The organism is Pseudomonas sp. B21-040 (assembly GCF_024748695.1).
Lineage (GTDB): Bacteria > Pseudomonadota > Gammaproteobacteria > Pseudomonadales > Pseudomonadaceae > Aquipseudomonas.
Genome location: NZ_CP087176.1, coordinates 2052258 through 2074692 on the forward strand (window position 1 = coordinate 2052258; position 22435 = coordinate 2074692).

Consider the following 22435-nt stretch of genomic DNA (forward strand, 5'->3'; position numbering starts at 1 on the left):
CACGCAGAAAGTGGGAACGATCTTCGCGCGACAATGATCTAGTCTTGGCAAGCCCCAGGGAGAGATCGCCATGTACCGCTTCTTTGAACAGCTCAGCTCGCGCATCGCCGCGCCTTTCATGGGCGAAAGCGCGCGCAACAGCAAGGTCTGGCAGTGTCGATGCGGGCAGTCGCTGTTCTTTCGCAACAGCCAGTGTCTGGCCTGTTCGGCGGCGCTCGGTTATCAGCCCGAGCAGGGGCGTCTGTCGTCGCTGCAACCGGGTTTACAGGCGGATACCTGGCTGGTCGACGCCGACCCGCAAGCCGGTGTGTTTCGCCGCTGCGCCAATCTCGACTCCGCGGCCGCATGTAATTGGCTGCTCCCGGCCAACGACCACGATGCGCTATGCATTGCTTGCAGCCTGAATCACACCATCCCGGACCTGTCGATTACCGAAAACCACGAACGCTGGCGCAAGGTGGAAACGGCCAAGAGGCGCCTGGTCGCGCAGTTGCTCGACTTGGGTTTGCAGGTAACTCCCAAAACGGTCGACGAGCAAAGCGGTCTGGCGTTTGATTTCGTCGGTATCGACCTCGAAGGCAAGCTGCCGACCACGGGTCACGCCAATGGCCTGATCACCCTCGACATCAAAGAAGCCGATGACGCCCACCGTGAGCAGGTCCGTGTGCAAATGCACGAGCCGTATCGCACGTTGCTCGGGCATTTTCGCCACGAAGTCGGGCATTACTACTGGGATCGGCTGATCGCCAAAAGCCATTGGCTGGAACCCTTTCGCGGGCTGTTCGGGGACGAGCGCGCCAGTTACGCAGCGGCGCTGGAGCGGCATTACCAGCAAGGTGCGCCGCAGGGTTGGCAGCAACAGTGCGTCAGTGCTTACGCGACCATGCACCCTTGGGAAGACTGGGCGGAAACCTGGGCGCATTACCTGCACATGATGGATGCGGTGGACACCGCTCTGGGATTCGGTATGAGTGCGCGGGAAATGGATCTTGATTACCAGCCATTTCCCCTAAGCACACTCTACGATCCACAGCATCCCGGCGGTGGGGCGTTCCTGTCGTTCGTCAATGCATGGATCGAACTGGCCGGCATGCTCAATGAGCTTTCGCGCAGCATGGGGCAGCCGGATTTCTATCCGTTCGTGTTGCCACCGGCGGTGATCGCCAAGCTGCATTTTATTCACTTGGTGATCCAGCAAGAGGGCGGCAGGGCGGATGAGGTGATGCAGGAGCTATGACGATCGCTCAATTGGACGTCCGCTTGTAGCAGCTGTCGAACCCGCGAGGCTGCGTCCGGCTGCGAAGCAGTCGCCTGTTGGGTGATCGTGGTTTATCTGAAAAACCGCGCCCTCTGATTTTACGTCTGCTTCGCAGCCGGACGCAGCCTCGCGGGCTCGGCAGCTGCTACAGACAGCGGTGTTTCAGAGGCATTGCATGTCCTTGAAGCGGCTCATATTTTTTAATCCGCACCAACGGTTGTAACTTCGTCTCAGATAGGTACAATGGCGCGGCTCGCCGTCAGGTGAGCGTCGTTATGGTGACCCCATCGGTCCCCCCGCAACGATTACCCGTGAACCTGGTCAGAGCCGGAAGGCAGCAGCCACAGCGGGAACATTGTGTGCCGGGGTGTGGCTGGTGGGGTTACCACCTTAACGCCACGCGAGCCCTCTCTCGCGTTATCGGTTTGAAAATACTTATTTGTCTTCTCTGCCATGGATCACGTCCAGGGCGGTGTTTCGTCGTTTCCGATTTTCGGAGCGCACAATAAAAAAGGAGGCCGACCTGTCGCATCAGACAAGTCGGCCTCCTTTTGTCATTTATGCACTAAGGCTTGGACAAGGCCTGGTCAACCGCTGCAATCAGCTTTCCCAGTTCCTTCGGGGTGGCTTTGTGTATGACGCCGAACAGATACGCCCGCTGCTCATCTTCATCGCCCAGGTCTGCGAAAAAAGCGGCCAGCTTCACACCCAGCACGTCGGCAAGCAGGAACAACGCTTCCACGCTGGGGGTATAGGTGCCCGTTTCAAAGCGGCTGATGGTTTTGGGGTCAAAGCCGGTCTTTTCACCGAGTTCAGCCTGAGTAAGCCCCGCGACCTTGCGGTAGCGTCGGATGGCTGGACCCAAACTTGAAATTTGCATTGCTCAATTCCAATTTAGAATCAAGAACTTAACGATAGATTTTTACATTAGACAACAGCATGTTTCATCACCTTGTCTTGCAAAATGTGATGCGTTTCGTAGAATTGCCACCCTTGAGCGGCATTGGGTGACGCCATTCCGGAGATTGGGCGATGTGAAGCTGTCAGCATTGCGCTCCCTCGTCAGACTTGCACGAGGTTTTTCGCCTGATTGATCTGCGGTTCTGCGGGAACCATCGCCTACGGGTCTCGGGATGAAACGTGTTTGCGCCACCCCTCCGCCAGCGACAACGAGCCTGATTCATGGATGATAAATACCGAAGGGCCGTGGATGCCGCCGCCATTTTTTCCGAGACGGATCTGGAAGGCCGGATCACCTACGTCAATGACCAATTCTGTGACGTGTCTGGCTATAGCCGTGAAGAGCTGATCGGCCAGAATCATCGTCTCCTCAATTCCGGCCAACATCCCACCGATTTCTTTTCTGCCATGTGGCGCACCATTGCGTTGGGCGGTGTGTGGAAGGGGGAAATCTGCAATCGCGCCAAGGACGGCAGCCTTTACTGGGTCGACAGCACCATGGTGCCGGTGCTCGACGATGCCACCGGACGGGTCGATCGATACCTGTCGATTCGGTTCGACATCAGTGAAAAGCGCGAGTTGCTGCACGTCTTGCAATGGCGGGTAGGGCATGACGCGCTGACCGGATTGCCCAATCGAGCGTATCTCTCGGACCTTTTGGATCAGGCACTGGCGATGTCCCGACAGGAAGACATCCCGTTGGCGGTGTGCATGCTTGATCTCGACGGTTTTAAGGCGGTCAACGATGGCTACGGTCATGCCAGCGGCGATGTGTTGCTGGTCGAGGTGGCCCGGCGTTTGCGCGACATCGTGCGCGGCGAGGATGTGGTGGCGCGATTGGCCGGCGACGAGTTTGTGCTGGTGCTGCGTCATATTCGCGATCTACCGCAATTGCGTGCGGCGTTGAACCGGGTGCTGGGGGCGGTTTCGGCGCCGTACTCGCTGCACGGCAAGGACATCCATGTGTTCGCCAGCATTGGTGTCACGCTGTTTCCCCTCGATAACGAAAACGCCGAAACCCTGTTGCGTCATGCCGATCAGGCCATGTACGTGGCGAAGCAGCGTGGACGCAACCGTTTTCATCTGTTTGATGTGTCCCGGGATCGTGAGATCAAGGCAACTCACCAGACTGTCCAGCGCATGCGTCAGGCGCTGACGGCCGGTGAGTTGCGCCTGCATTTCCAGCCCAAGGTCAACATGCGGTTGGGCGACGTGGTCGGTTTCGAGGCGCTGTTGCGTTGGGACCATCCACAAAACGGCATGCTGCGGGCCAGGGATTTCCTGCCGCCGGTAGAAGAGACGGACCTGATCATCGACATCGGCGAATGGGTGATGGATCAGGTCCTGTTGCAGCTGCATCGCTGGCAGCAGATGGGGCAGAGCTGGCCGATCAGCGTCAATGTCGCGGCACGGCATTTTCAGCGAGCGGATTTTGTTGAGCGGCTCAAACAGGTGCTGGCAAGGCATGCCCACGTTCCCCCGCAGATGCTTGACCTGGAAGTCGTCGAGTCAGTCGCCGTTGAGAACATTCATCATGTCACGGCATGTTTGCAGGCCTGTCAGGCGCTGGGGGTGCAGTTTTCACTGGGTGACTTTGGCACTGGTTATTCGTCGCTGAGCTACATCAAGCGTTTGCGCACGCAAACGATCAAGATCGACAAGTCGTTCATTCGCGACATGCTTGATGACCGCGATGATCTGGCGCTGACCACTGCCGTGATCGGGCTGGCCCGGGCGTTTGGCCGACGAGTGATCGCCGAGGGGGTGGAAAGCGTTGAGCACGGTGAATTGCTGTTGCAAATGGGCTGCGAGATCGCCCAAGGGTATTTCATCGCCCGACCCATGCCAGCCGAAGAGGTGCCTGGCTGGGTCGCGACGTTTGTTGCGCCGGCGCAATGGCGGCTGGTGACGTCCCTGTAGCAGCTGGCGAAGCCTGCGTCCGACTGCGCAGTAGTCGTAAAATCAGGCGATGCAGTTTTCCAGATGTACCGTGGATACAGGATTTACGACTACTGCGCAGTCGGACGCAGGCTTCGCCAGCTGCTACAGGCTTGCGGGGGTGCCAATATACAGACGAATGTAGTCATCGATTTCCCCCGACATTTTCATTCGCAACAAGGTGCGCAGAATTCGTTGCACCGGCACCTTGGGGTCATTGCGTATGTAGCAACCGACACGTTGTTCCTGCACCACGGCCACTGCTTTGAGCTGCCGCTCGGGCAGCAGGCGCTGATTGAACCAATCCAGTGTCCATTGATTGCTCACGGCATAGCGATAGCGCCCGGCGTTGAGTTTTTCCAGCACTTGTTCCTGATTGCGCGCGTCTTCGCGGTGCAGGCGATCGGCATCAAACAATGGTTGCAGCGTCGGATAGGTATAGCCCAGCACTGTGCCGATGGGTTGGCGTGACAAATTTGCAGGCAGCACGGAGGCGGGAGGGTCTTGCTGGCTGGTCAGCACGTCGCGTTGAAACCACAGCGGAATGCTCCAGATGTAGTCGCCGGACTGATTCGGAAGCCAGGACTGCGCGGCGTAGCAGCGGATATCAACGTCGCCATGCTCCATGGCGCCTTGTACACGTGCCCGAGGCATTACATGAAACTCGGCGGGTACCCCGACCTGGGTGGCGAGGCTGAGCATCACGTCATACAGGATGCCCTGGGTCGGGCGGCCGTGATCCAGTTGCACCATTGGCATGGCCCAACTGTCGGGGATGACAAAACGCAGCGGCGTTTCGGCGGCGGCGACGTTCAGACTTATCCACAGCAATGCCCCCAAGGCACAACGCATAAACGCTCCGGTACAACTGAAACCCGAGCCGATTAAAGACCCAAACGCGCAGCTTAGCCAGATTAGACGAGCACACCGGATGCAATTTTGGCCTTGCTCCGCTAGCATTAGCCGCTTCTGTTCCTTAGTTGCGACGGTTTTCGATGAGTTATCAGGTTCTTGCACGTAAATGGCGTCCGCGCTCGTTCCGCGAAATGGTCGGCCAGACCCATGTGCTCAAGGCTCTGATCAATGCCTTGGACAGCCAGCGGCTGCACCACGCCTACTTGTTTACCGGTACGCGGGGGGTCGGCAAGACCACCATCGCACGCATCATCGCCAAATGCCTGAACTGTGAAACAGGTATCACGTCGACACCGTGTGGCGAGTGCTCGGTGTGCCGCGAAATCGATGAGGGGCGCTTTGTCGACCTGATCGAGATCGACGCCGCGAGCCGGACCAAGGTCGAAGACACCCGCGAACTGCTCGACAACGTGCAATACGCCCCAAGCCGCGGGCGCTTCAAGGTCTACCTGATCGACGAAGTGCACATGCTCTCCAGCCATTCCTTTAATGCGCTGTTGAAAACCCTCGAAGAGCCGCCGCCCTATGTCAAGTTCATCCTGGCGACGACCGATCCGCAGAAACTTCCTGCAACCATTCTGTCGCGGTGCCTGCAATTCTCCCTGAAGAACATGACGCCGGAACGTGTGGTCGAGCATTTGACCCACGTGCTGGGTGTCGAGAACGTGCCGTTCGAAGATGATGCACTGTGGTTGCTGGGCCGTGCCGCCGATGGCTCGATGCGCGATGCCATGAGCCTCACCGACCAGGCCATTGCCTTTGGTGAAGGCAAGGTCATGGCCGCCGACGTGCGGGCGATGCTCGGCACGCTGGATCACGGCCAGGTCTACGACGTTTTGCATGCGTTGATCGAAGGTGACGCCAAGGCGTTGCTCGAAGGTGTCCGTCATTTGGCTGAACAAGGCCCGGACTGGAACGGCGTGCTCTCGGAAATTCTCAACGTGCTGCACCGTGTTGCCATCGCCCAGGCCTTGCCTGAAGGTGTCGACAACGGTCACGGCGACCGTGACCGGGTGCTGGCGCTGGCCCAGGCGTTGCCGGCCGAAGACGTACAGTTTTACTACCAGATGGGCCTGATCGGCCGTCGCGATTTGCCGCTGGCCCCCGACCCGCGTGGCGGCTTCGAAATGGTCTTGCTGCGCATGCTCGCCTTCCGCCCGGCAGACACCGCCGACGCCCCGAGGCAACCGCTAAAGCCAGTGGGGATCAGCCAGGCCACAGTTGATTCCGCAAATTCAGTGGCTGCCGCGCCGGTTGTTGCGCCGGTAGTCGCTGCGGCAGTAGCACCTGTTATGCCTTCGCCTGCGCCAGTCGCGGCCGTTGTTGCGCCCGCTCCAGCACCCGAGCCTGAGCCGGTTGCACCCGTTGTGGTGCCCGAGCCAGTCGTTGCGCCGGTGGCGGTCGAAGCCGTCGTCGACCTGCCGTGGAATGATCCGGTCGAGCCTGAAGTTGTCCAGCAACCGGCCGTCGAGCCAGTTCTGGAAACTACTGGCGAGCAGCCGGATTTGCCACCGATGCCGCTGCCGACGCCGGACAGCGTGGTGCCGGATGCGCCGGAATGGGCCGCTGCGCCCATCCCGGAACCTTCCGTGGCCCAAGTCGATGCCGCCACGCCGGGCATGGACCTGGACGACGAGCCGCCGCTGGACGAGGATTACATCGAGCCGGACATGGATTCGGCCTACAGTTATCTCGATGAGCTGGCGAGCGAACATACCGCCGAACCCGCGCCGGAACCGGAGCCGGAACCCGCTGCAATGCCGGCCACGGGCCTGGCGCTGCAATGGCTGGAGCTGTTCCCGAAACTGCCGATCTCCGGCATGACGGGCAGCATCGCGGCCAATTGCACACTGATATCCGTCGAGGGCGATCACTGGCTGATGCACCTGGACCCGGCCCACAGCGCCTTGTTCAACGCGACCCAGCAGCGTCGTCTCAACGATGCACTGAACCAGTTTCACGGGCGCACACTGACCCTGACCATGGAACTGATCAAGCCGGAACAGGAAACCCCGGCCCAGGCCGCGTCCAGGCGCCGTGCCAACCGTCAGCGCGAAGCCGAAGAGTCGATCCACGGTGATCCGTTCATCCAGCAAATGATGCAGCAGTTCGGTGCGGTGATCCGTAACGATACTATTGAACCTGTCGACGCTCTGGTCAGTCAGGGCTAATAACTGAAGGCGTTCGGTCACATGGGCCGGGCGCTGTTTTAATCCAAGTACTTTCGAGGTGATTCCCATGATGAAAGGTGGCATGGCCGGCCTGATGAAGCAGGCGCAGCAGATGCAGGAAAAAATGGCCAAGATGCAGGAAGAATTGGCCAATGCTGAAGTCATCGGTAAAGCCGGCGGCGATATGGTCACCGTGGTCATGACCGGTCGTCATGACGTCAAGAGCTTGACCATCGACCCAAGCCTGGTCGAAGGCCTGAGCGAAGACGACAAGGAAATGCTGGAAGCGGTCGTTGCCGCCGCCGTCAACGACGCTGTGCGCAAGATCGAAGCCAACAGCCAGGACAAAATGTCCGGCATGACCGCTGGCATGCAATTGCCGCCGGGCATGAAGCTGCCATTCTGATTCGCTAAAGCGCGTCGGATGAGCTACAAAAAAATGCCAGGCAATGCGCCTGGCATTTTTGTTTCTGGCCCACACTGATCGTTCCAGCTCCGACCGATCGTTCCCACGCTCTGCGTGGGAATGCCTCTTGTGACGCTCTGCGTCACGCTTTGGGACGCGGAGCGTCCCGGGCTGCATTCCCACGCAGAGCGTGGAACGATCAGGACGATCAGGATCAAAAACATCGAACACTAAACCGCCACAAAGGTCTGCTTCCCTATACCGCCCAATTCTCGATCAAAGGAGACGCTCACATGCCTCAAGCATTGACCCTCAACCAACGTATCGTCCTGGCGTCCCGCCCGGTCGGCGCGCCGACGCCAGAGAATTTCCGCCTGGAAAGGGAGGCGTTGCCGGACCTCACTGACGGCCAGTTATTGCTCAAAACCCTCTACTTGTCGTTGGACCCTTACATGCGCGGGCGCATGAGTGACGCGCCGTCCTACGCAGCACCGGTAGAAATCGACGAGGTCATGACCGGTGGGGCTGTCAGCCGAGTCGAGCGCTCGTTGAATCCAAAATTCCAGGAAGGGGATATCGTGGTAGGCGCTACCGGCTGGCAAAGCCACAGCATCAGTGACGGTCGCAACATCATCCCGGTGCCGTCCGGATTGCCGAGTCCGTCGATGGCCCTCGGTGTACTGGGAATGCCGGGCATGACGGCTTATATGGGCTTGATGGACATCGGTCAGCCGAAGTCCGGCGAAACCCTGGTGGTCGCGGCGGCATCCGGCGCGGTGGGCTCGGTGGTCGGGCAGGTGGCGAAAATCAAGGGCCTGCGCGTAGTGGGTGTGGCCGGTGGTGCAGAGAAGTGCCGTTACGTGGTCGAGGAGTTGGGCTTCGATGCCTGCATCGATCACAAGGCGGCTGATTTCGCCGAACTACTGGCCAAAGCCTGTCCCAATGGCATCGACATCTATTACGAGAACGTAGGCGGTCATGTGTTCGACGCGGTAGTGCCGTTACTCAATGCCAAGGCACGCATTCCACTGTGCGGCCTGATTGCCGGTTACAACGCCTCCGAGGCGCCGAAAGGCCCGGATCGCCTGCCGCTGTTGCAGCGCACGCTATTGACTAAACGCGTGCGTATTCAGGGCTTCATCGTGTTCGACGACTACGGTGACCGCCAGCCGGAATTCATCAGTGCCATGGCGCCATGGGTGCGCGACGGCAAGGTTAAATTCCGCGAAGACGTGGTCGACGGGCTGGAGCAGGCGCCCGAAGCGTTCATCGGTCTGCTGGAAGGGCGCAACTTCGGCAAACTGGTGGTGCGGGTCGCGCAAGACTGAGTATTTGACGCTAATGAGAGGCGCGGGTATAAACCGCATCTCGTTGTTTTGTCGGACGTTTCCCCCATGAGCTTCAGCCCTTTGATTCGCCAACTGATCGATGCCCTGCGAATTTTGCCGGGCGTGGGTCAGAAAACCGCCCAGCGTATGGCGCTGCAACTGCTTGAACGCGATCGCAGCGGTGGTTCGCGACTGGCGTTCGCCTTGAGCCAGGCCATGGAAGGGGTGGGTCATTGCCGCCTGTGCCGCACGCTGACTGAAGATGACCTGTGCCCGCAGTGCGCGGATACCCGTCGCGACGACACCTTGTTGTGCGTGGTGGAAGGGCCGATGGACGTCTATGCGGTGGAGCAGACGGGCTTCCGCGGCCGCTACTTCGTGCTCAAGGGGCATTTGTCGCCGCTTGATGGCCTCGGGCCTGAGGCGATTGGTATTCCGCAGTTGATGGCGCGGATTGAAGAGGCCGGGACCTTTGCTGAAGTCATCCTCGCCACCAACCCGACGGTGGAAGGTGAGGCGACGGCGCACTACATTGCGCAGTTGCTCAGTAATAAAGGCCTGATTGCCTCGCGTATCGCCCACGGCGTGCCATTGGGTGGCGAGCTGGAACTGGTGGATGGCGGGACGTTGGCGCATTCGTTTGCCGGGCGTAAGCCGATAGCCCTCTAGTGCCTGTACGGGCCTCTTCGCGGGCAAGCCCGCTCCCACACGGGATTTGTGGCATTCACAGAGCCCCTGTAGGAGTGAGCCTGCTCGCGAAAGGCTTACCTCGGTCACCCTGTTCCACACATTCCTGTTGAAAACCAAGCAAGCGCTCGGTTAACTTCGCTGAACCTTCAGTGGAGTTCGCCGATGCCTGCCTTTCAGGAATACTTCGATCCCAGCCACCAATTGGTCCGAGACAGCGTCAGACGTTTCGTCGAGCGTGAGATTCTCCCGGACATTGATCTGTGGGAGGAAGCTGAAAGCTTTCCCCGTGAGCTCTACCTCAAGGCCGGTGCTGCCGGGATTCTGGGCATTGGCTACCCCGAGGCACTCGGCGGCAGTCATGAAGGTGATCTGTTTGCCAAGGTCGCGGCCAGCGAAGAACTGATGCGCTGTGGCTCCGGCGGGCTTGTAGCCGGTCTCGGTTCGCTGGACATCGGCTTGCCACCGATCCTCAAGTGGGCCAGGCCTGAAGTCCGTGATCGGGTGGTGCCGCAAGTGCTGGCCGGCGAGAAGATCAGTGCCCTGGCCGTCACCGAGCCCAGCGGCGGTTCCGACGTCGCCAACCTGCAAACCCGCGCCGTGCGTGACGGCGAGTTTTACCGGGTCAGCGGCAGCAAGACCTTTATCACCAGCGGCATTCGCGCCGATTTCTACACCGTCGCGGTGCGCACCGGCGAGCCGGGTTTTGGCGGTATCAGCCTGTTGCTGATCGAGAAGGGCACGCCCGGTTTCTCTGTCGGTCGTCAATTGAAGAAAATGGGCTGGTGGGCGTCGGACACCGCCGAATTGTTCTTTGACGATTGCCGTGTGCCCGTGGTTAATCTGATCGGCGTCGAAAACATGGGATTCGCCTGCATCATGGGTAACTTTCAAAGTGAGCGACTGGCGCTGGCGTTGATGGCCAACATGACCGCGCAGCTTGCGCTGGAGGAGAGCCTGAAGTGGGCCCGCCAGCGCGAAGCCTTCGGTAAGCCTGTCGGCAAGTTCCAGGTCATCAAACACCGCCTCGCCGAGATGGCGACAGCGCTGGAAGTGTCCCGGGAATTTACCTATCGCCAGGCGGCGAAAATGGCGGCGGGGCAGAGTGTGATCAAGGAAATTTCAATGGCCAAGAATTTTGCCACCGACACGGCTGACCGGATCGTCAACGATGCGGTGCAGATTCTGGGTGGTTTGGGCTATATGCGTGAAAGCCTGGTGGAACGGCTGTACCGCGATAACCGGATTCTGTCGATTGGTGGCGGGACGCGGGAAGTGATGAACGAGATCATCAGTAAGCAGATGGGGCTTTAATCGGCGGTGTAGCGGCTGGCGTCATCGCGAGCAAGCTCGGCTCCCACAGGAGAATGTCGCCGGACACAAATCGTGTATACGACATAGATCACTGTGGGAGCCGAGCTTGCTCGCGATGGCGTCGGTACAGGCACCGTTTACTTATCGCTCAACGCAAACTGCGTCAGGCAGAACGTAGGAATGCCCATGTCTTCCAGTCGCTGCGATCCGCCCAGCTCCGGCAAATCAATGATCGCTGCCGCTTCATGCACCCGCGCACCCATGCGCCGAATCAGGTTTGCTGCCGCAATCAACGTGCCACCGGTGGCGATCAGGTCATCGAACATCACCACCGAATCGCCCTCGCACAGACTGTCGGCATGGACTTCGAGGAACGCTTCGCCGTATTCGGTCGCATAACCTTCGGCCAGCACATCGGCCGGCAGCTTGCCTTGCTTGCGGAACAGTACCAGTGGCTTGTTCAACTGATACGCCAGCACCGAGCCGATCAGGAATCCACGCGCGTCCATCGCACCGATGTGGGTGAAATCGGCCTCGACGTAGCGATGGGCAAAACTGTCCATCACCAGGCGCAGGGCCGTCGGCGACTGGAACAACGGGGTGATGTCACGAAAGATCACGCCCGGCTTGGGGAAGTCGATCACGGGGCGGATCAGGGATTTGATGTCGAAGGAGTCGAAGACCATCATCGAGGTGTCCTGGCAGGCTGCAAACGTCGCAGTATAACGGCGGCTGAACCGTTTCGCTCAGCCGCAATGGTTACAGTCAACCTTCGACGGTGCCGCCGGCCAACGCGCAGAGCTGGATCGGGTCGAGAATACGGATTTCCTTGCCTTCGGCGGCGATCAATTCGTTCTGCTGGAAGCGGGTAAAGACCCGGGACACGGTTTCGACCGCCAGCCCAAGGTAATTGCCGATTTCGTTGCGTGACATGCTCAAACGGAACTGGTTGGCCGAAAAGCCGCGGGCGCGAAAACGTGCCGACAGGTTGACCAGGAAAGTGGCAATGCGCTCATCGGCGGTTTTTTTCGACAGCAGCAGCATCATTTGTTGATCGTCGCGAATCTCGCGGCTCATGACGCGCATCAACTGGCGGCGCAATTGCGGCAGTTGCAGTGCCAGTTCGTCGAGGCGCTCGAAAGGAATTTCGCAGACCGAGGTGGTTTCCAGCGCTTGCGCGGAAACAGGGTGCGTTTCGGTATCCATGCCGGACAGGCCGACCAGTTCACTCGGCAGGTGGAAACCGGTGAGCTGCTCTTCACCGCCGTCGCTCAGGCTGAAGGTCTTGAGGGCGCCGGAACGTACCGCGTAGACGCAATCGAAGGCGTCGCCCTGGCGAAACAGGAACTCGCCTTTTTTCAGCGGGCGGCCACGTTTGACGATTTCGTCCAGCGCATCCATGTCGTCCAGATTCAGCGAAAGCGGCAAACACAGGGGGGCAAGACTGCAGTCCTTGCAATGGACCTGGTTATGAGCGCGCAATTTGACTGGCTCAGACATTTCTTCAATCCTTGTGGGAAAACACACATAAGACGTAAGGGTAACCCACGGAAGGGCATTCAGGCCAGAGTGTGCCACTTTGTCGCATCTCAACCTGGCCTTGAGTCAATGCTGAACGCTGCCTCCCTGGCAAAGAAGTCAAATCACCCGGGAAAACCGCTGGTGGCTGAGGTGTTGCAGATACGCATCAAACACCATGCACACCGAGCGGACCAACAAGCGACCGGCCGGCAACACGCTGATTCGTTCGTTGTCGAGCGTGATCAAGCCATCATCGGCCATGGTCTGCAGTTGCGGCCACAATTGGCCGAAGTAGCCGCGGAAGTCGATGTTGAAGTCGTGTTCGATGTCGACGAACTCCAGGCTGAGATTACAGATCAGCTGCTGTATCACCGCCCGCCGCAACCGGTCATCGGCGTTACACACCAGGCCGCGGCTAGTGGCCAATTGAGCCGTGGCCAGGGTGTTCTGGTATTGCGCCAGGTCGCTGGTGTTCTGGCAGTACAGATCACCGATCTGGCTGATGGCTGACACCCCAAGGCCGATCAAATCGCAATGACCGTGGGTGGTATAGCCCTGAAAGTTGCGCTGCAGAGTCGATTCTTCCTGGGCAATCGCCAGTTCGTCGTCGGGCAGGGCGAAATGGTCCATGCCGATGTAGCGGTAACCGGCCGCGGTCAGTTGTTCGATGGTGCGCTGCAGCGTTTCCAGTTTCTGTGCCGGTGTCGGCAATTCGTCAATGTCGATGCGCCGTTGCGCCATGAAGCGTTCCGGCAGGTGTGCGTAGTTGAACACCGAGAGCCGATCCGGTTGCAGATTGATAACCTCGTCGACCGTGCGAGCAAAGTTTTCCGGTGTCTGTCTTGGCAGGCCGTAGATGAGATCGATGTTGATCGAACGAAATTGCAGAGTCCGGGCTGCGTCGATCACCGCGCGGGTTTCTTCCAGGCTTTGCAGGCGATTGACGGCCCGTTGCACGGCCGGGTCGAGGTCTTGCAGGCCAATGCTGACCCGGTTGAAACCCAGCTCGCGAAGCAGGCCCATAGTCGACCAGTCGGCTTCGCGAGGGTCGATCTCAATGCCATAGTCGCCGGAATCGTCGTCCAGCAAGTTGAAGCTTTTACGCAACTGCGCCATCAGTTGGCGCAGTTCATCGTGGCTGAGAAAGGTCGGGGTGCCACCGCCAAAGTGCAGTTGTTCGACTTTCTGTGTCGGGTCGAGGTGGCAGGCGATCAGCTGGATTTCCTGCTCAAGGCGCTGCAGGTAGAGTCGGGCTCGGCCGCGGTCCTTGGTGATGACTTTGTTGCAGGCGCAGTAGTAGCAAATGTTCGCGCAGAACGGCACGTGCACGTACAGCGACAGTGGACGCAGGGTTTTACGGCTGTCGCGCAGCGCATGGAGCAGGTCGAACGTGCCGACCTGACCATTGAATTGCACAGCGGTCGGATAGGAAGTGTAGCGCGGTCCCGCCAGGTCATAGCGGCGGATCAAATCGGTGTCCCAACGAATGGCGTCGAGCATCATGCGGGCATTCCCCCGGATAGGCTGGCAGTGGCAGCGAGTCTAGGGGGTGCGGCGATGGGGCATCTTGATTTGCATCAACGGTGAGCATGGGCTTGTAGCAGCTGCCGAGCCCGCGAGGCTGCGTTCGGCGGCGAAGCCGTCGCAAACCCTGAGCCCCAGATCCTCCTGAAAGACCGCGCTGCCTGATTTCACGACGGCTTCGCCGCCGAACGCAGCCTCGCGGGCTCGGCAGCTGCTACAGGACTGCGAACTAGTGGCCCATGAGCCAATGTTGATGTGGCCCCGGCAAGGTCCAGATGCCGAACAGGATCACCAGTAACCCGCCGGCCATGCGCACGCTGCGTTTGCGTAACAGCGCCGTCACCCGCTCAGCCGCCAGGCCCGTGGCCAGCAGCACCGGCCAGGTGCCCAGGCCGAACGCGAGCATCAACAACGCACTGTCCAGCGCATTGCCCTGGCTCGCCGACCACAGCAATGTGCTGTAAACCAACCCGCACGGCAGCCAGCCCCAGAGCGCGCCCAGCAGCAAGGCGCGGGGCAGGCTCGACACCGGCAACAATTTGTTGGCAATCGGCTGGATATGCCGCCACAGGCCGCGACCCAGGCTTTCGATGCGGGTCAGGCCGCTCCACCAACCCGCCAGGTACAAGCCCATGGCAATCAGCAGCAAGCCGGCAATTACCCGCATAAACATCGCCGCCGGACTGTTCGCCACGGCCCAGCCTGCCAGGCCGATCAGCATCCCGGCCGTTGCATAGCTGAGAATTCGTCCCAGGTTGTAGGCCAGCAGCAGTCGAAAGCGCCGGCTACGTTGCTCCTTGGGAATCGCCAGGGTGAGCGCGCCCATCAAGCCGCCGCACATCCCCAGGCAATGGCCGCCCCCGAGCAAGCCGAGAATTACCGCAGACACCAGCAGGGGCGCCAATTCAAGCATGAGGCGGCGCCTTGTCGTCGGGTTTGGCCGGATGGCCGCTGGCTTCGTCGACCGCCGCCTTGTGTGCCGGATCCTGGTCGTCAAACAGAATGCTGTGGGCCGGCCCGTCGAGGTCGTCGTACTGACCGCTGTCGACCGCCCAGAAGAAGATGTACACGGCGATGGCCACGATCAGTAGCGCGGCCGGGATCATCACGTAAAGAGCTGGCATGGGTGGACTCCATGCCCGCGCGGCTCAGGCCGGCAGCGGGCGGGTTTCTGGCGTGGTGTGGGCAGCAGGCGCACTCGGCAGGCGAGTCAGGCGCAGGGCGTTCAGCACCACGGTCAGCGAACTGATCGACATGCCGACGGCGGCCCAAACCGGAGTAATCCAGCCAAGGGCGGCGAACGGCAACATGAGGCCATTGTACAACCCGGCCCACAACAGATTCTCGATGATCACCCGACGTGTCCGCCGGGCCAGGCTGAAGGCTTGCACCAGCGCGTCGAGGCGGTTGGACAACAACACGGCATCGGCGCTGGTTTTCGCCAGATCGGTGGCCGAGCCCATCGCCACGCTGATGTCGGCAGCGGCCAGCACCGGCACGTCGTTGACCCCGTCACCGAGCATCAACACCTTGCGGCCTTCCTTGTGCAATTGTTGCAAGACCTGCAATTTATCGTCCGGACGCAAACCGCCTCGGGCCTCGTCGATGCCCAGTTCGGCGGCGACGCTGGCGACCATCGGCGAGCTGTCGCCGGACAGCAACAAGGTGCGCCAGCCACGCGCCTTGCAGGCTTGCAGCAACGCCGGGGCATCGGCGCGCAGACGGTCGTCGAGGACAAACCATGCCAGGGGGCCCTGACTGTCGCCGAGCAGCAGCCATTGACCCGCTTCATCGGGCATCGATGGCACGGCTGCACCACTGAGTTCGCAGACAAAACCTGGTTGGCCAATGCGCAATCGTTGTACGCCGACCATGCCTTCAAGACCCAGCCCCGGCGTACTGTGGACTTCTTCGGCGGCCAGTGGCGCACGGCCGAACGCACGGGCGATCGGGTGTTCGGAGCGGTTTTCCAGTGCAGCGGCGAGGCTCAGGCACTGGTCGCTGTCGAGCACGCCCAGCGGGCGGATTGAACGTAAAGCGAGGCGCCCTTCAGTCAGGGTCCCGGTCTTGTCGAAGATCACCGTGTCGATCTGGTTCAGGCCTTCCAGAACATGGCCGCGGGTTAGCAGCAGGCCGAGTTTGTGCAACGTGCCGGTGGCCGCGGTCAGTGCCGTCGGGGTTGCCAGCGACAAGGCGCAGGGGCAGGTGGCGACGAGCATCGCCAGCACAATCCAGAAGGCCCGGGATGAATCGAGCTCCCACCACAACAGGCCAATGGCGGCGGCGGCAATCAACGACAGCAGCAAAAACCACTGGGCGGCGCGGTCGGCGATTTCCGCCAAGCGCGGTTTTTCGGCCTGCGCCCGGTCCAGCAGACGGACAATGGCGGAGAGGCGCGTGTCGTGGCCCAGTGCCAAAACTTTCACCGTCAACGCGCCTTCAACGTTCAGTGTGCCGGCGGTCACTGCATCGCCCGGCGTGCGCGGTTGCGGCAGGTATTCGCCGGTCAGCAGCGATTCATCGATGCTCGAATGGCCGTCGAGGATCTTGCCGTCAGCCGGCAGAATCGCGCCAGGGTGCACCAGCACCTGATCGCCCACGCGCAATTCGCTGAGCAGGATACGCTCGCTCTGGCCATCCGCGCCCAGGCGCAGGCAGGAAGCGGGCAGCAGATTGACCAGTTGTGCGGTGGCGGCGGCGGTGCGCTCTCTGGCTCGGCGCTCCAGATAGCGGCCGGCGAGCAGGAACAGTGCAAACATTCCCACGGCATCGAAATACAGCTCGCCGACGCCGGTGATCGAGGTCCAGATTCCGGCGAGGTAGGCGCTGCCAATCGCCAATGACACCGAAACGTCCATGGTCAGGTGGCGGGTGCGCAGGTCGCGCATGGCGCCTTTGAAAAACGGCGCGCAGCTGTAAAACACAATGGGGGTGGTCAGAAATAGCGCAACCCAGCGCAGGATGGTATGCAGTTCGGGGCTTAGGTCGATGTTGAATTCCGGCCAGGTGGCCATGGTTGCCATCATTGCCTGGAACCACAGCAGCCCGGCGACACCGAGCTGACGCAAGGCCAGGCGATTTTCACTGGCCAATTGTTCGCTGGCGCGGTCGGCTTGATATGGATGGGCGGCATAACCGATGTGGCGCAATTCGCTGAGCATCTGGCTCAACGGTAATTGTGCGTCAGCCCAGCGTACGTGCAAGCGATGGTTGGACAGGTTCAAGCGTGCTTCGGCCACGGCCGGCAAGCTGCGCAGGTGTTTCTCGATCAACCATCCGCACGCGGCGCAACTGATGCCTTCCATCAACAACGTGGTCTCGGCGAGTTCGCCGTCGTGGCGCACGAACGGCGCTTGCACGTCGGCGCGGTCGTACAGCGCCAGTTCATCCACCAACTGCACCGGCAAGGCTTCGGGGTTGGCCGATGACTCGCTGCGATGCTGGTAATAGCTTTCCAGCCCACCGGCCACAATGGCCTCGGCCACGGCCTGGCAACCCGGGCAGCAGAACTCACGGGTTTCACCCAGGACCGCAGCGGTAAAGCGGCTGCCGGCCGGGACGGGCAGGGCGCAGTGGTAGCAGGGGGTTGGACTGGTCATGAGGTATTCACAGGGTGTTGTCCGATGATCGTTCCCACGCTCTGCGTGGGAATGCCTCCCCGGACGCCCCGCGTCCGTTTCGGCTGGGACGCAGAGCGTCCCTGGCTGCGTTCCCACGCCGAGCGTGGGAACGATCAGGTAAGGCTTACTTTTTCAAGTCTTCCGCGCCTTGCAGCGGCTCATCGCCCAGCAGCAGGTCTTTGTCGTGGCTGACCTGTTCTTCTTCGAACAGGCGCCAGGTCTTGTCACCCTCAACCCCCAGCAGTTCCACAAAGCGACGGCCATCGACCTTGTCGTTCACTTGGCCAATGTAGCGGCCCTGCTCTGTTTCGCTACGCGCGAGCGTGATCTTGCGATCCTTCTCCGGCTGCGTCGGCGAGATCAGGTTCAGTTCCAGGGTTTTCGGTTGGCTGTTGCCGTTCAAGTGCAGGTCGACTTCGCCGGTCACGCCGTCCAGATGAACGCTGGCGTGAAGTTGCAGGGTCTGGGCCAGCAGTTCACGGTCAAGCGAGCGGTTGATGCCTTTGCCAGCCTCGTAGTAGTTGTCGTTCACCAGGTTGTCCGGGTTGTTCACCGCGATAGTCACCATGGACAAGGTCAGGGTCACCGAACAGGCCAGAATCCCGATGATGATCCACGGCCAAAGGTGCTTGTACCAAGGACTTGCGGCAGTTGCTGCGGGCATGATCACTTCTCTCAACGAATTTGTGGGCCGATGAATCGGCTCTTGGCTTCAACATGAACGCTGTTGTCATCGGCATCCTTGAGGATGAATTTCACCTCGTTGGTGCTCGATGGCAGTTGTTCTGGTGCGCTGGACAGTTCCACCGGCTGGCTGAAAATTTCCCCGGCGGCGACTTTGATCTCGCGCTTGCCTTGCAGCCTGAGGTCCGGCAAACCAGTGGCTTCCAGCACGTAGGTATGGTCGCGCTGGTCTTTGTTCATGATTTTCAGGCTGTAGACGTTTTCGATCCGGCCTTCGGCGTTCTCGCGGTACAGCACGCGGTCTTTGCTGACGTCGAAACCGACCAGCGAACGCATGAAGAACGCGGTGATCAACAACGAGATCATCGCCAGCAGCACCACGGCATAGCCGATCAGGCGCGGACGCAGTTTATGGGTTTTTTGCCCGGACAGGTTGTGCTCGGTGGTGTAGCTGATCAGGCCGCGCGGGTAGTCCATTTTGTCCATAATCGCGTCGCAGGCGTCGATACAGGCCGCGCACCCGATGCACTCGATTTGCAGGCCGTCTCTGATGTCGATGCCGGTCGGGCAGACCTGGACGCACATGGTGCAATCGATGCAATCGCCAAGGCCTTGCGCCTTGTAGTCGATGCCTTTCTTGCGAGGCCCACGGGACTCACCACGACGCGGATCGTAGGAGACGATCAGGGTGTCTTTGTCGAACATCACGCTCTGGAAACGAGCGTAGGGGCACATGTAAATGCACACCTGTTCGCGCAGCCAGCCGGCATTGCCGTAAGTGGCAAGGGTGAAAAAGCCGACCCAGAAGTACGACCAGCCATCGGCTTCGCCGGTGAAAAAGTCGAAAACCAGTTCGCGGATGGGCGAGAAGTAACCGACGAAGGTCAGGCCGGTGACAAACCCGATCAACAGCCACATCGAATGCTTGCTGAATTTGCGCAGGAGCTTGTTGGCGCTCATGGGCGCCTTGTCCAGTTTGATGCGCTGGTTGCGGTCGCCTTCAGTGACCTTTTCGCACCACATGAAAATCCATGTCCAGACACTTTGCGGGCAGGTATAGCCGCACCAGACCCGGCCGGCGTAGACGGTGATGAAGAACAGGCCAAAGGCACTGATGATCAAGATGCCGGACAGCAGGATGAAATCCTGAGGCCAGAAGGTTGCACCAAAAATAAAGAATTTACGCTCCGGCAGGTTCCACCAGACGGCTTGATGGCCGCCCCAATTCAGCCACACCGTGCCGAAATACAACAAAAACAAAAAGGCGCCGCCCATCATTCGCAGGTTGCGGAACAACCCGGTGAAGGCGCGGGTGTAGATTTTTTCCCGAGAGGCATAGAGGTCGACGCTGTTGTTCGCGTTCTTGTTGGGGGGAGTGACGTCGTGTACCGGAATCTGATTGCTCATCGTTGCATCCCACGGCAGTGGAAAAATGCCCCGGTCAGTACATGCCGACCGCGGTCAAAAAGGGCTGTTGCAGTGGCCCAATGATACGCCTGAAGCTCTAGCTCAAGGGTGCGACCTTTGGTCGCGTTGGTGGAAAATCATGAATGGTGTAGCGAATGTAACAAAACATGATTCAGATCAATTGACTTCAGAAGTATGGACGAATTTTTGGCGATGAGGTTCATCGATCTGCTGATTTCTGGTAGGTGGGCGACCGGACAGACCTTTCGCTTCTGTATGTTCGGCACCGGTTTTGCTGTTTTATATAAAAACACCCAGCTTTAATAATTTTGGTGCTTGCGGTTTCTGAAATACTATTCATTAATTAGATGGCTGTTGCGTATTTTAATCTTCGGTCTTTTGACATAAGTTTGTTTTCGGCGAAGAGTCGCCGTTCTTGTTTAGTTCAATGGAAATGGAATTCAATAATGTTGTTAGTTAAAAGTTGTTTGATTGTCAGTCTCGCGATGATCTCGCTAGTCAGTAATGCTGCGTATGTGCCGAGCACGAAAAATCCTGAGTTCGCGATATTTACATCTGATCCGCAATACCCCTGGACTGACAAAACGGACGCGGGTGTAGAAGAGTCAGATTCTGAACAACAGGCCCGATCCAGAACGCTGATCGAAAGTCAGTACTCCGACATTGCTCATTTCAGGAAGAGCCGTCCATGGTTGGAAGTTCCCGTCATGATCAACGGTGATATCACAGCGTATGGTCATGGCTGGCAGCGTTCCTATATCCGCTCGGTGCAGAAGAAGTATTTCGGTAGCGATTTTGTATACGGATTGGGTAATCATGATTATGAAGGTCTTGATTGTTTTTCCAATAGTTGTGCTGCGGGCAGTATTACCGATTTTGAGGCGCATCATCGCGACAAAGTTGGGAGTTTTGATTTGAAGATCAGTGGTCCTTTCTTTAACAGGTTGTATTCCGGAAGCCTCGCTTGGTCCAGAGATGTCGGGGATGTACATTTTGTTCAATTGAATAACGAACCGACGTACACGGACCGAATTTACCACCCTCTGAACCCGACTACTTTCGAGATAACGGACTCGCTGGATTGGCTGGAGCAGAATTTGAAAGAAGCACGCTCCAAAGGTCAGATCATCATTCTTAACATGCATAAACCAAGTTACTGGAAAGGCAGCACGGAACAGGTCGCCAGATTCCGCAGGATCGTCGCGGATTACAAGGTCACCGCTGTCTTCGCAGGTCATATACACGAGGACGCCGGGGGATTTCACGGTGGATACTTTTTGGGCGATGTGCCCTTGTTCCTGAGCGGCGCAGCTTCACAGCAGACGTACTTGATTGCCAACTTTTCGAAGGACCGCAAATCCGTGACCGTTGACCTTGTCAAAGGGAACCACTGGCCGAGCCGCACCTTCGTGAAAACGATTCCAGTCAAGTAAACCTTCACTGATTATCTTCAACGAAAACGGCCCCGCCAATTCTCATTGGCGGGGCCGTTTTTTGTTGCATCAGGCGTTTGCCTTACTGAGCGTCTGCCGCCGGAGCCTTCTCACCGTGAGAGAGGCTGTAGACATAAGCAGCCAACAAGTGAACCTTGTCGTTGCCTTGCAGTTGCTCTTGCGCAGGCATCTGGCCCTGACGGCCGTAACGGATGGTCTGCTGCAGTTGAGCGAAGCTCGAACCGTAGATGAACGCGGCCGGGTGGGTCAGGTTGGGTGCGCCCATCGCTGGCGTACCTTTGCCTTCCGGACCGTGGCAGGCCACGCAGTTGGCAGCGAACAGCTTTTGACCGGCAACCGGGTCAGCCTTGGTGCCTTCCGGCAGTTTGCGGCCATCGAGGTTGGTCAGGACAAACGCCGCGACGTCGGAAACGCCTTGCTCGCCGATCACGTCAGCCCACGCCGGCATGACCGCGTGACGGCCGCCCATGATGGTGGTCTTGATGGTTTCCGGCTCGCCGCCCCAGCGCCAGTCGGCGTCGGTCAGGTTAGGGAAGCCATAAGCGCCTTTGGCGTCGGAACCGTGGCAAACCGAGCAGTTGGAGGCGAACAGGCGGCCACCCATCTTCAAGGCTTGCGGGTCTTTGGCGACTTCTTCGATAGGCATGGACGCGAATTTGGCGAAAATCGGGCCGAACTTGGCGTCCGACTTGGCCATTTCCTTTTCCCATTCGTGAACGCCGGTCCAGCCGGCCTGGCCGTTGGCGAATGGGGTCTGCTTCTCGGTATCAAGGTAGTTGTAACCCGGCAGCAAGCCTTTCCAGTTGCCCAGGCCCGGGTACAGGACCAGGTAGCCCAAGGCAAAAATGATGGTGCCCACGAACAGCATGAACCACCATTTTGGCAGTGGGTTGTCGTACTCCTCGATCCCGTCGAAGGAGTGGCCAACCGTTTCGTCCGTCTGCTCGGTGCGCTGGCCCTTGCGGGTGGACAGCAGCAGCCAGGTCAGGGCGAAGATGGTGCCGAGACTGAGGACTGTGACGTACAGACTCCAGAACGTAGTCATTCTTTGTTACTCCTAGAAGCTTGCTCGACGTGCTTGATGGCTTCGGGATCATCCGCGAAAGGCAGCAAGGTCGCGTCTTCAAACTCCGACTTGCGCTTGGGGCTGAACACCCACAACGCCAGACCGATGAAGGCCACCATCACAACAACGGTGCCCAGGCCACGAATCATCCCGATATCCAT

Annotated in this window: 20 protein-coding genes and 1 other RNA gene; 9 read left to right on the top strand and 12 right to left on the bottom strand. The window is 59.3% G+C overall.

The annotated features are described in order from the left end of the window. Positions 1-70: 70 nt before the first annotated feature. Positions 71-1237: a putative zinc-binding metallopeptidase gene (locus tag LOY55_RS09250; RefSeq protein ID WP_223522460.1), complete on the top strand. Its 1167-nt coding sequence runs from the start codon at positions 71-73 to the stop codon at positions 1235-1237. Positions 1238-1543: 306 nt separating this feature from the next. Then, an RNA gene (gene ffs, locus LOY55_RS09255) (signal recognition particle sRNA small type) lies at positions 1544-1640 on the top strand. A gap of 183 nt (positions 1641-1823) precedes the next feature. On the opposite strand, the gene LOY55_RS09260 is transcribed toward ffs, so the two are convergent. After that, the gene (locus LOY55_RS09260; RefSeq protein ID WP_046027027.1) at positions 1824-2138 is read right to left on the bottom strand and encodes a helix-turn-helix domain-containing protein; all 315 of its coding nucleotides are present in this window, start codon (positions 2136-2138) and stop codon (positions 1824-1826) included. Between the two features lie 302 nt (positions 2139-2440). On the opposite strand from LOY55_RS09260, the gene LOY55_RS09265 reads away from it, so the two are divergent. Further along, positions 2441-4138, top strand: a complete 1698-nt coding sequence (locus tag LOY55_RS09265; RefSeq protein WP_223522459.1) for a bifunctional diguanylate cyclase/phosphodiesterase — start codon at positions 2441-2443, stop codon at positions 4136-4138. A gap of 123 nt (positions 4139-4261) precedes the next feature. On the opposite strand, the gene LOY55_RS09270 is transcribed toward LOY55_RS09265, so the two are convergent. Next, positions 4262-5008 carry an ABC transporter substrate-binding protein gene (locus LOY55_RS09270; RefSeq protein ID WP_046027025.1) on the bottom strand — a complete coding sequence of 249 codons (747 nt, stop codon included), beginning with the start codon at positions 5006-5008 and terminating at the stop codon, positions 4262-4264. Positions 5009-5151: 143 nt separating this feature from the next. Between LOY55_RS09270 and dnaX the strand changes: the two genes are divergently transcribed. The 5 genes from dnaX (at position 5152) to LOY55_RS09295 (ending at position 10977) form a co-directional block, all read left to right on the top strand. Next, positions 5152-7242, top strand: a complete 2091-nt coding sequence (gene dnaX, locus LOY55_RS09275; RefSeq protein WP_223522458.1) for a DNA polymerase III subunit gamma/tau — start codon at positions 5152-5154, stop codon at positions 7240-7242. Positions 7243-7309: 67 nt separating this feature from the next. After that, positions 7310-7648: a YbaB/EbfC family nucleoid-associated protein gene (locus LOY55_RS09280; RefSeq protein WP_258667916.1), complete on the top strand. Its 339-nt coding sequence runs from the start codon at positions 7310-7312 to the stop codon at positions 7646-7648. A 293-nt stretch (positions 7649-7941) separates the two neighbouring features. Further along, positions 7942-8976 (top strand): NADP-dependent oxidoreductase, encoded by a 1035-nt coding sequence (locus LOY55_RS09285; protein ID WP_046027023.1) that lies wholly within the window; start codon positions 7942-7944, stop codon positions 8974-8976. 66 nt (positions 8977-9042) lie between these two features. Further along, on the top strand, positions 9043-9645 hold the full coding sequence (recR, locus tag LOY55_RS09290) for a recombination mediator RecR (RefSeq protein WP_109785956.1): 603 nt from the start codon (positions 9043-9045) through the stop codon (positions 9643-9645). A 183-nt stretch (positions 9646-9828) separates the two neighbouring features. Then, positions 9829-10977: an acyl-CoA dehydrogenase family protein gene (locus LOY55_RS09295; RefSeq protein WP_109785955.1), complete on the top strand. Its 1149-nt coding sequence runs from the start codon at positions 9829-9831 to the stop codon at positions 10975-10977. A 137-nt stretch (positions 10978-11114) separates the two neighbouring features. Here the strand turns inward: LOY55_RS09295 and LOY55_RS09300 are convergent, their stop codons facing one another. From LOY55_RS09300 to ccoG, 8 genes are all read right to left on the bottom strand, one after another. Continuing rightward, positions 11115-11663, bottom strand: a complete 549-nt coding sequence (locus LOY55_RS09300) for an adenine phosphoribosyltransferase (protein ID WP_008057870.1) — start codon at positions 11661-11663, stop codon at positions 11115-11117. A 79-nt stretch (positions 11664-11742) separates the two neighbouring features. Then, complete coding sequence (fnr, locus tag LOY55_RS09305; RefSeq protein ID WP_046027020.1) at positions 11743-12477, bottom strand: fumarate/nitrate reduction transcriptional regulator Fnr; 735 nt, start codon at positions 12475-12477, stop codon at positions 11743-11745. A 138-nt stretch (positions 12478-12615) separates the two neighbouring features. Then, complete coding sequence (gene hemN, locus LOY55_RS09310) at positions 12616-13998, bottom strand: oxygen-independent coproporphyrinogen III oxidase (protein WP_046027149.1); 1383 nt, start codon at positions 13996-13998, stop codon at positions 12616-12618. 253 nt (positions 13999-14251) lie between these two features. Further along, positions 14252-14935, bottom strand: a complete 684-nt coding sequence (locus LOY55_RS09315) for a sulfite exporter TauE/SafE family protein (RefSeq protein WP_109785953.1) — start codon at positions 14933-14935, stop codon at positions 14252-14254. Then, positions 14928-15146, bottom strand: a complete 219-nt coding sequence (ccoS, locus tag LOY55_RS09320) for a cbb3-type cytochrome oxidase assembly protein CcoS (RefSeq protein WP_027921715.1) — start codon at positions 15144-15146, stop codon at positions 14928-14930. The genes LOY55_RS09315 and ccoS overlap by 8 nt, the downstream gene beginning before the upstream one ends. Positions 15147-15170: 24 nt before the next feature. Continuing rightward, positions 15171-17621: a heavy metal translocating P-type ATPase gene (locus tag LOY55_RS09325; RefSeq protein WP_109785952.1), complete on the bottom strand. Its 2451-nt coding sequence runs from the start codon at positions 17619-17621 to the stop codon at positions 15171-15173. A 145-nt stretch (positions 17622-17766) separates the two neighbouring features. Then, entirely contained in the window at positions 17767-18306 is a 540-nt protein-coding gene (locus LOY55_RS09330; RefSeq protein WP_046027017.1) for a FixH family protein, read from the bottom strand. An 11-nt stretch (positions 18307-18317) separates the two neighbouring features. After that, positions 18318-19733, bottom strand: coding sequence for a cytochrome c oxidase accessory protein CcoG (gene ccoG, locus LOY55_RS09335; protein WP_109785951.1), 1416 nt, complete (start codon positions 19731-19733; stop codon positions 18318-18320). Between the two features lie 467 nt (positions 19734-20200). On the opposite strand from ccoG, the gene LOY55_RS09340 reads away from it, so the two are divergent. Next, positions 20201-21187 (top strand): metallophosphoesterase, encoded by a 987-nt coding sequence (locus LOY55_RS09340; RefSeq protein WP_223522457.1) that lies wholly within the window; start codon positions 20201-20203, stop codon positions 21185-21187. A gap of 82 nt (positions 21188-21269) precedes the next feature. Here LOY55_RS09340 and ccoP read toward each other — a convergent pair whose 3' ends face one another. Both ccoP and LOY55_RS09350 read right to left on the bottom strand, forming a co-directional pair. After that, positions 21270-22253 carry a cytochrome-c oxidase, cbb3-type subunit III gene (gene ccoP / locus LOY55_RS09345; RefSeq protein WP_223522456.1) on the bottom strand — a complete coding sequence of 328 codons (984 nt, stop codon included), beginning with the start codon at positions 22251-22253 and terminating at the stop codon, positions 21270-21272. Beyond that, complete coding sequence (locus tag LOY55_RS09350; RefSeq protein ID WP_003175465.1) at positions 22250-22435, bottom strand: CcoQ/FixQ family Cbb3-type cytochrome c oxidase assembly chaperone; 186 nt, start codon at positions 22433-22435, stop codon at positions 22250-22252. Before LOY55_RS09350 ends, ccoP begins: the two co-directional genes overlap by 4 nt.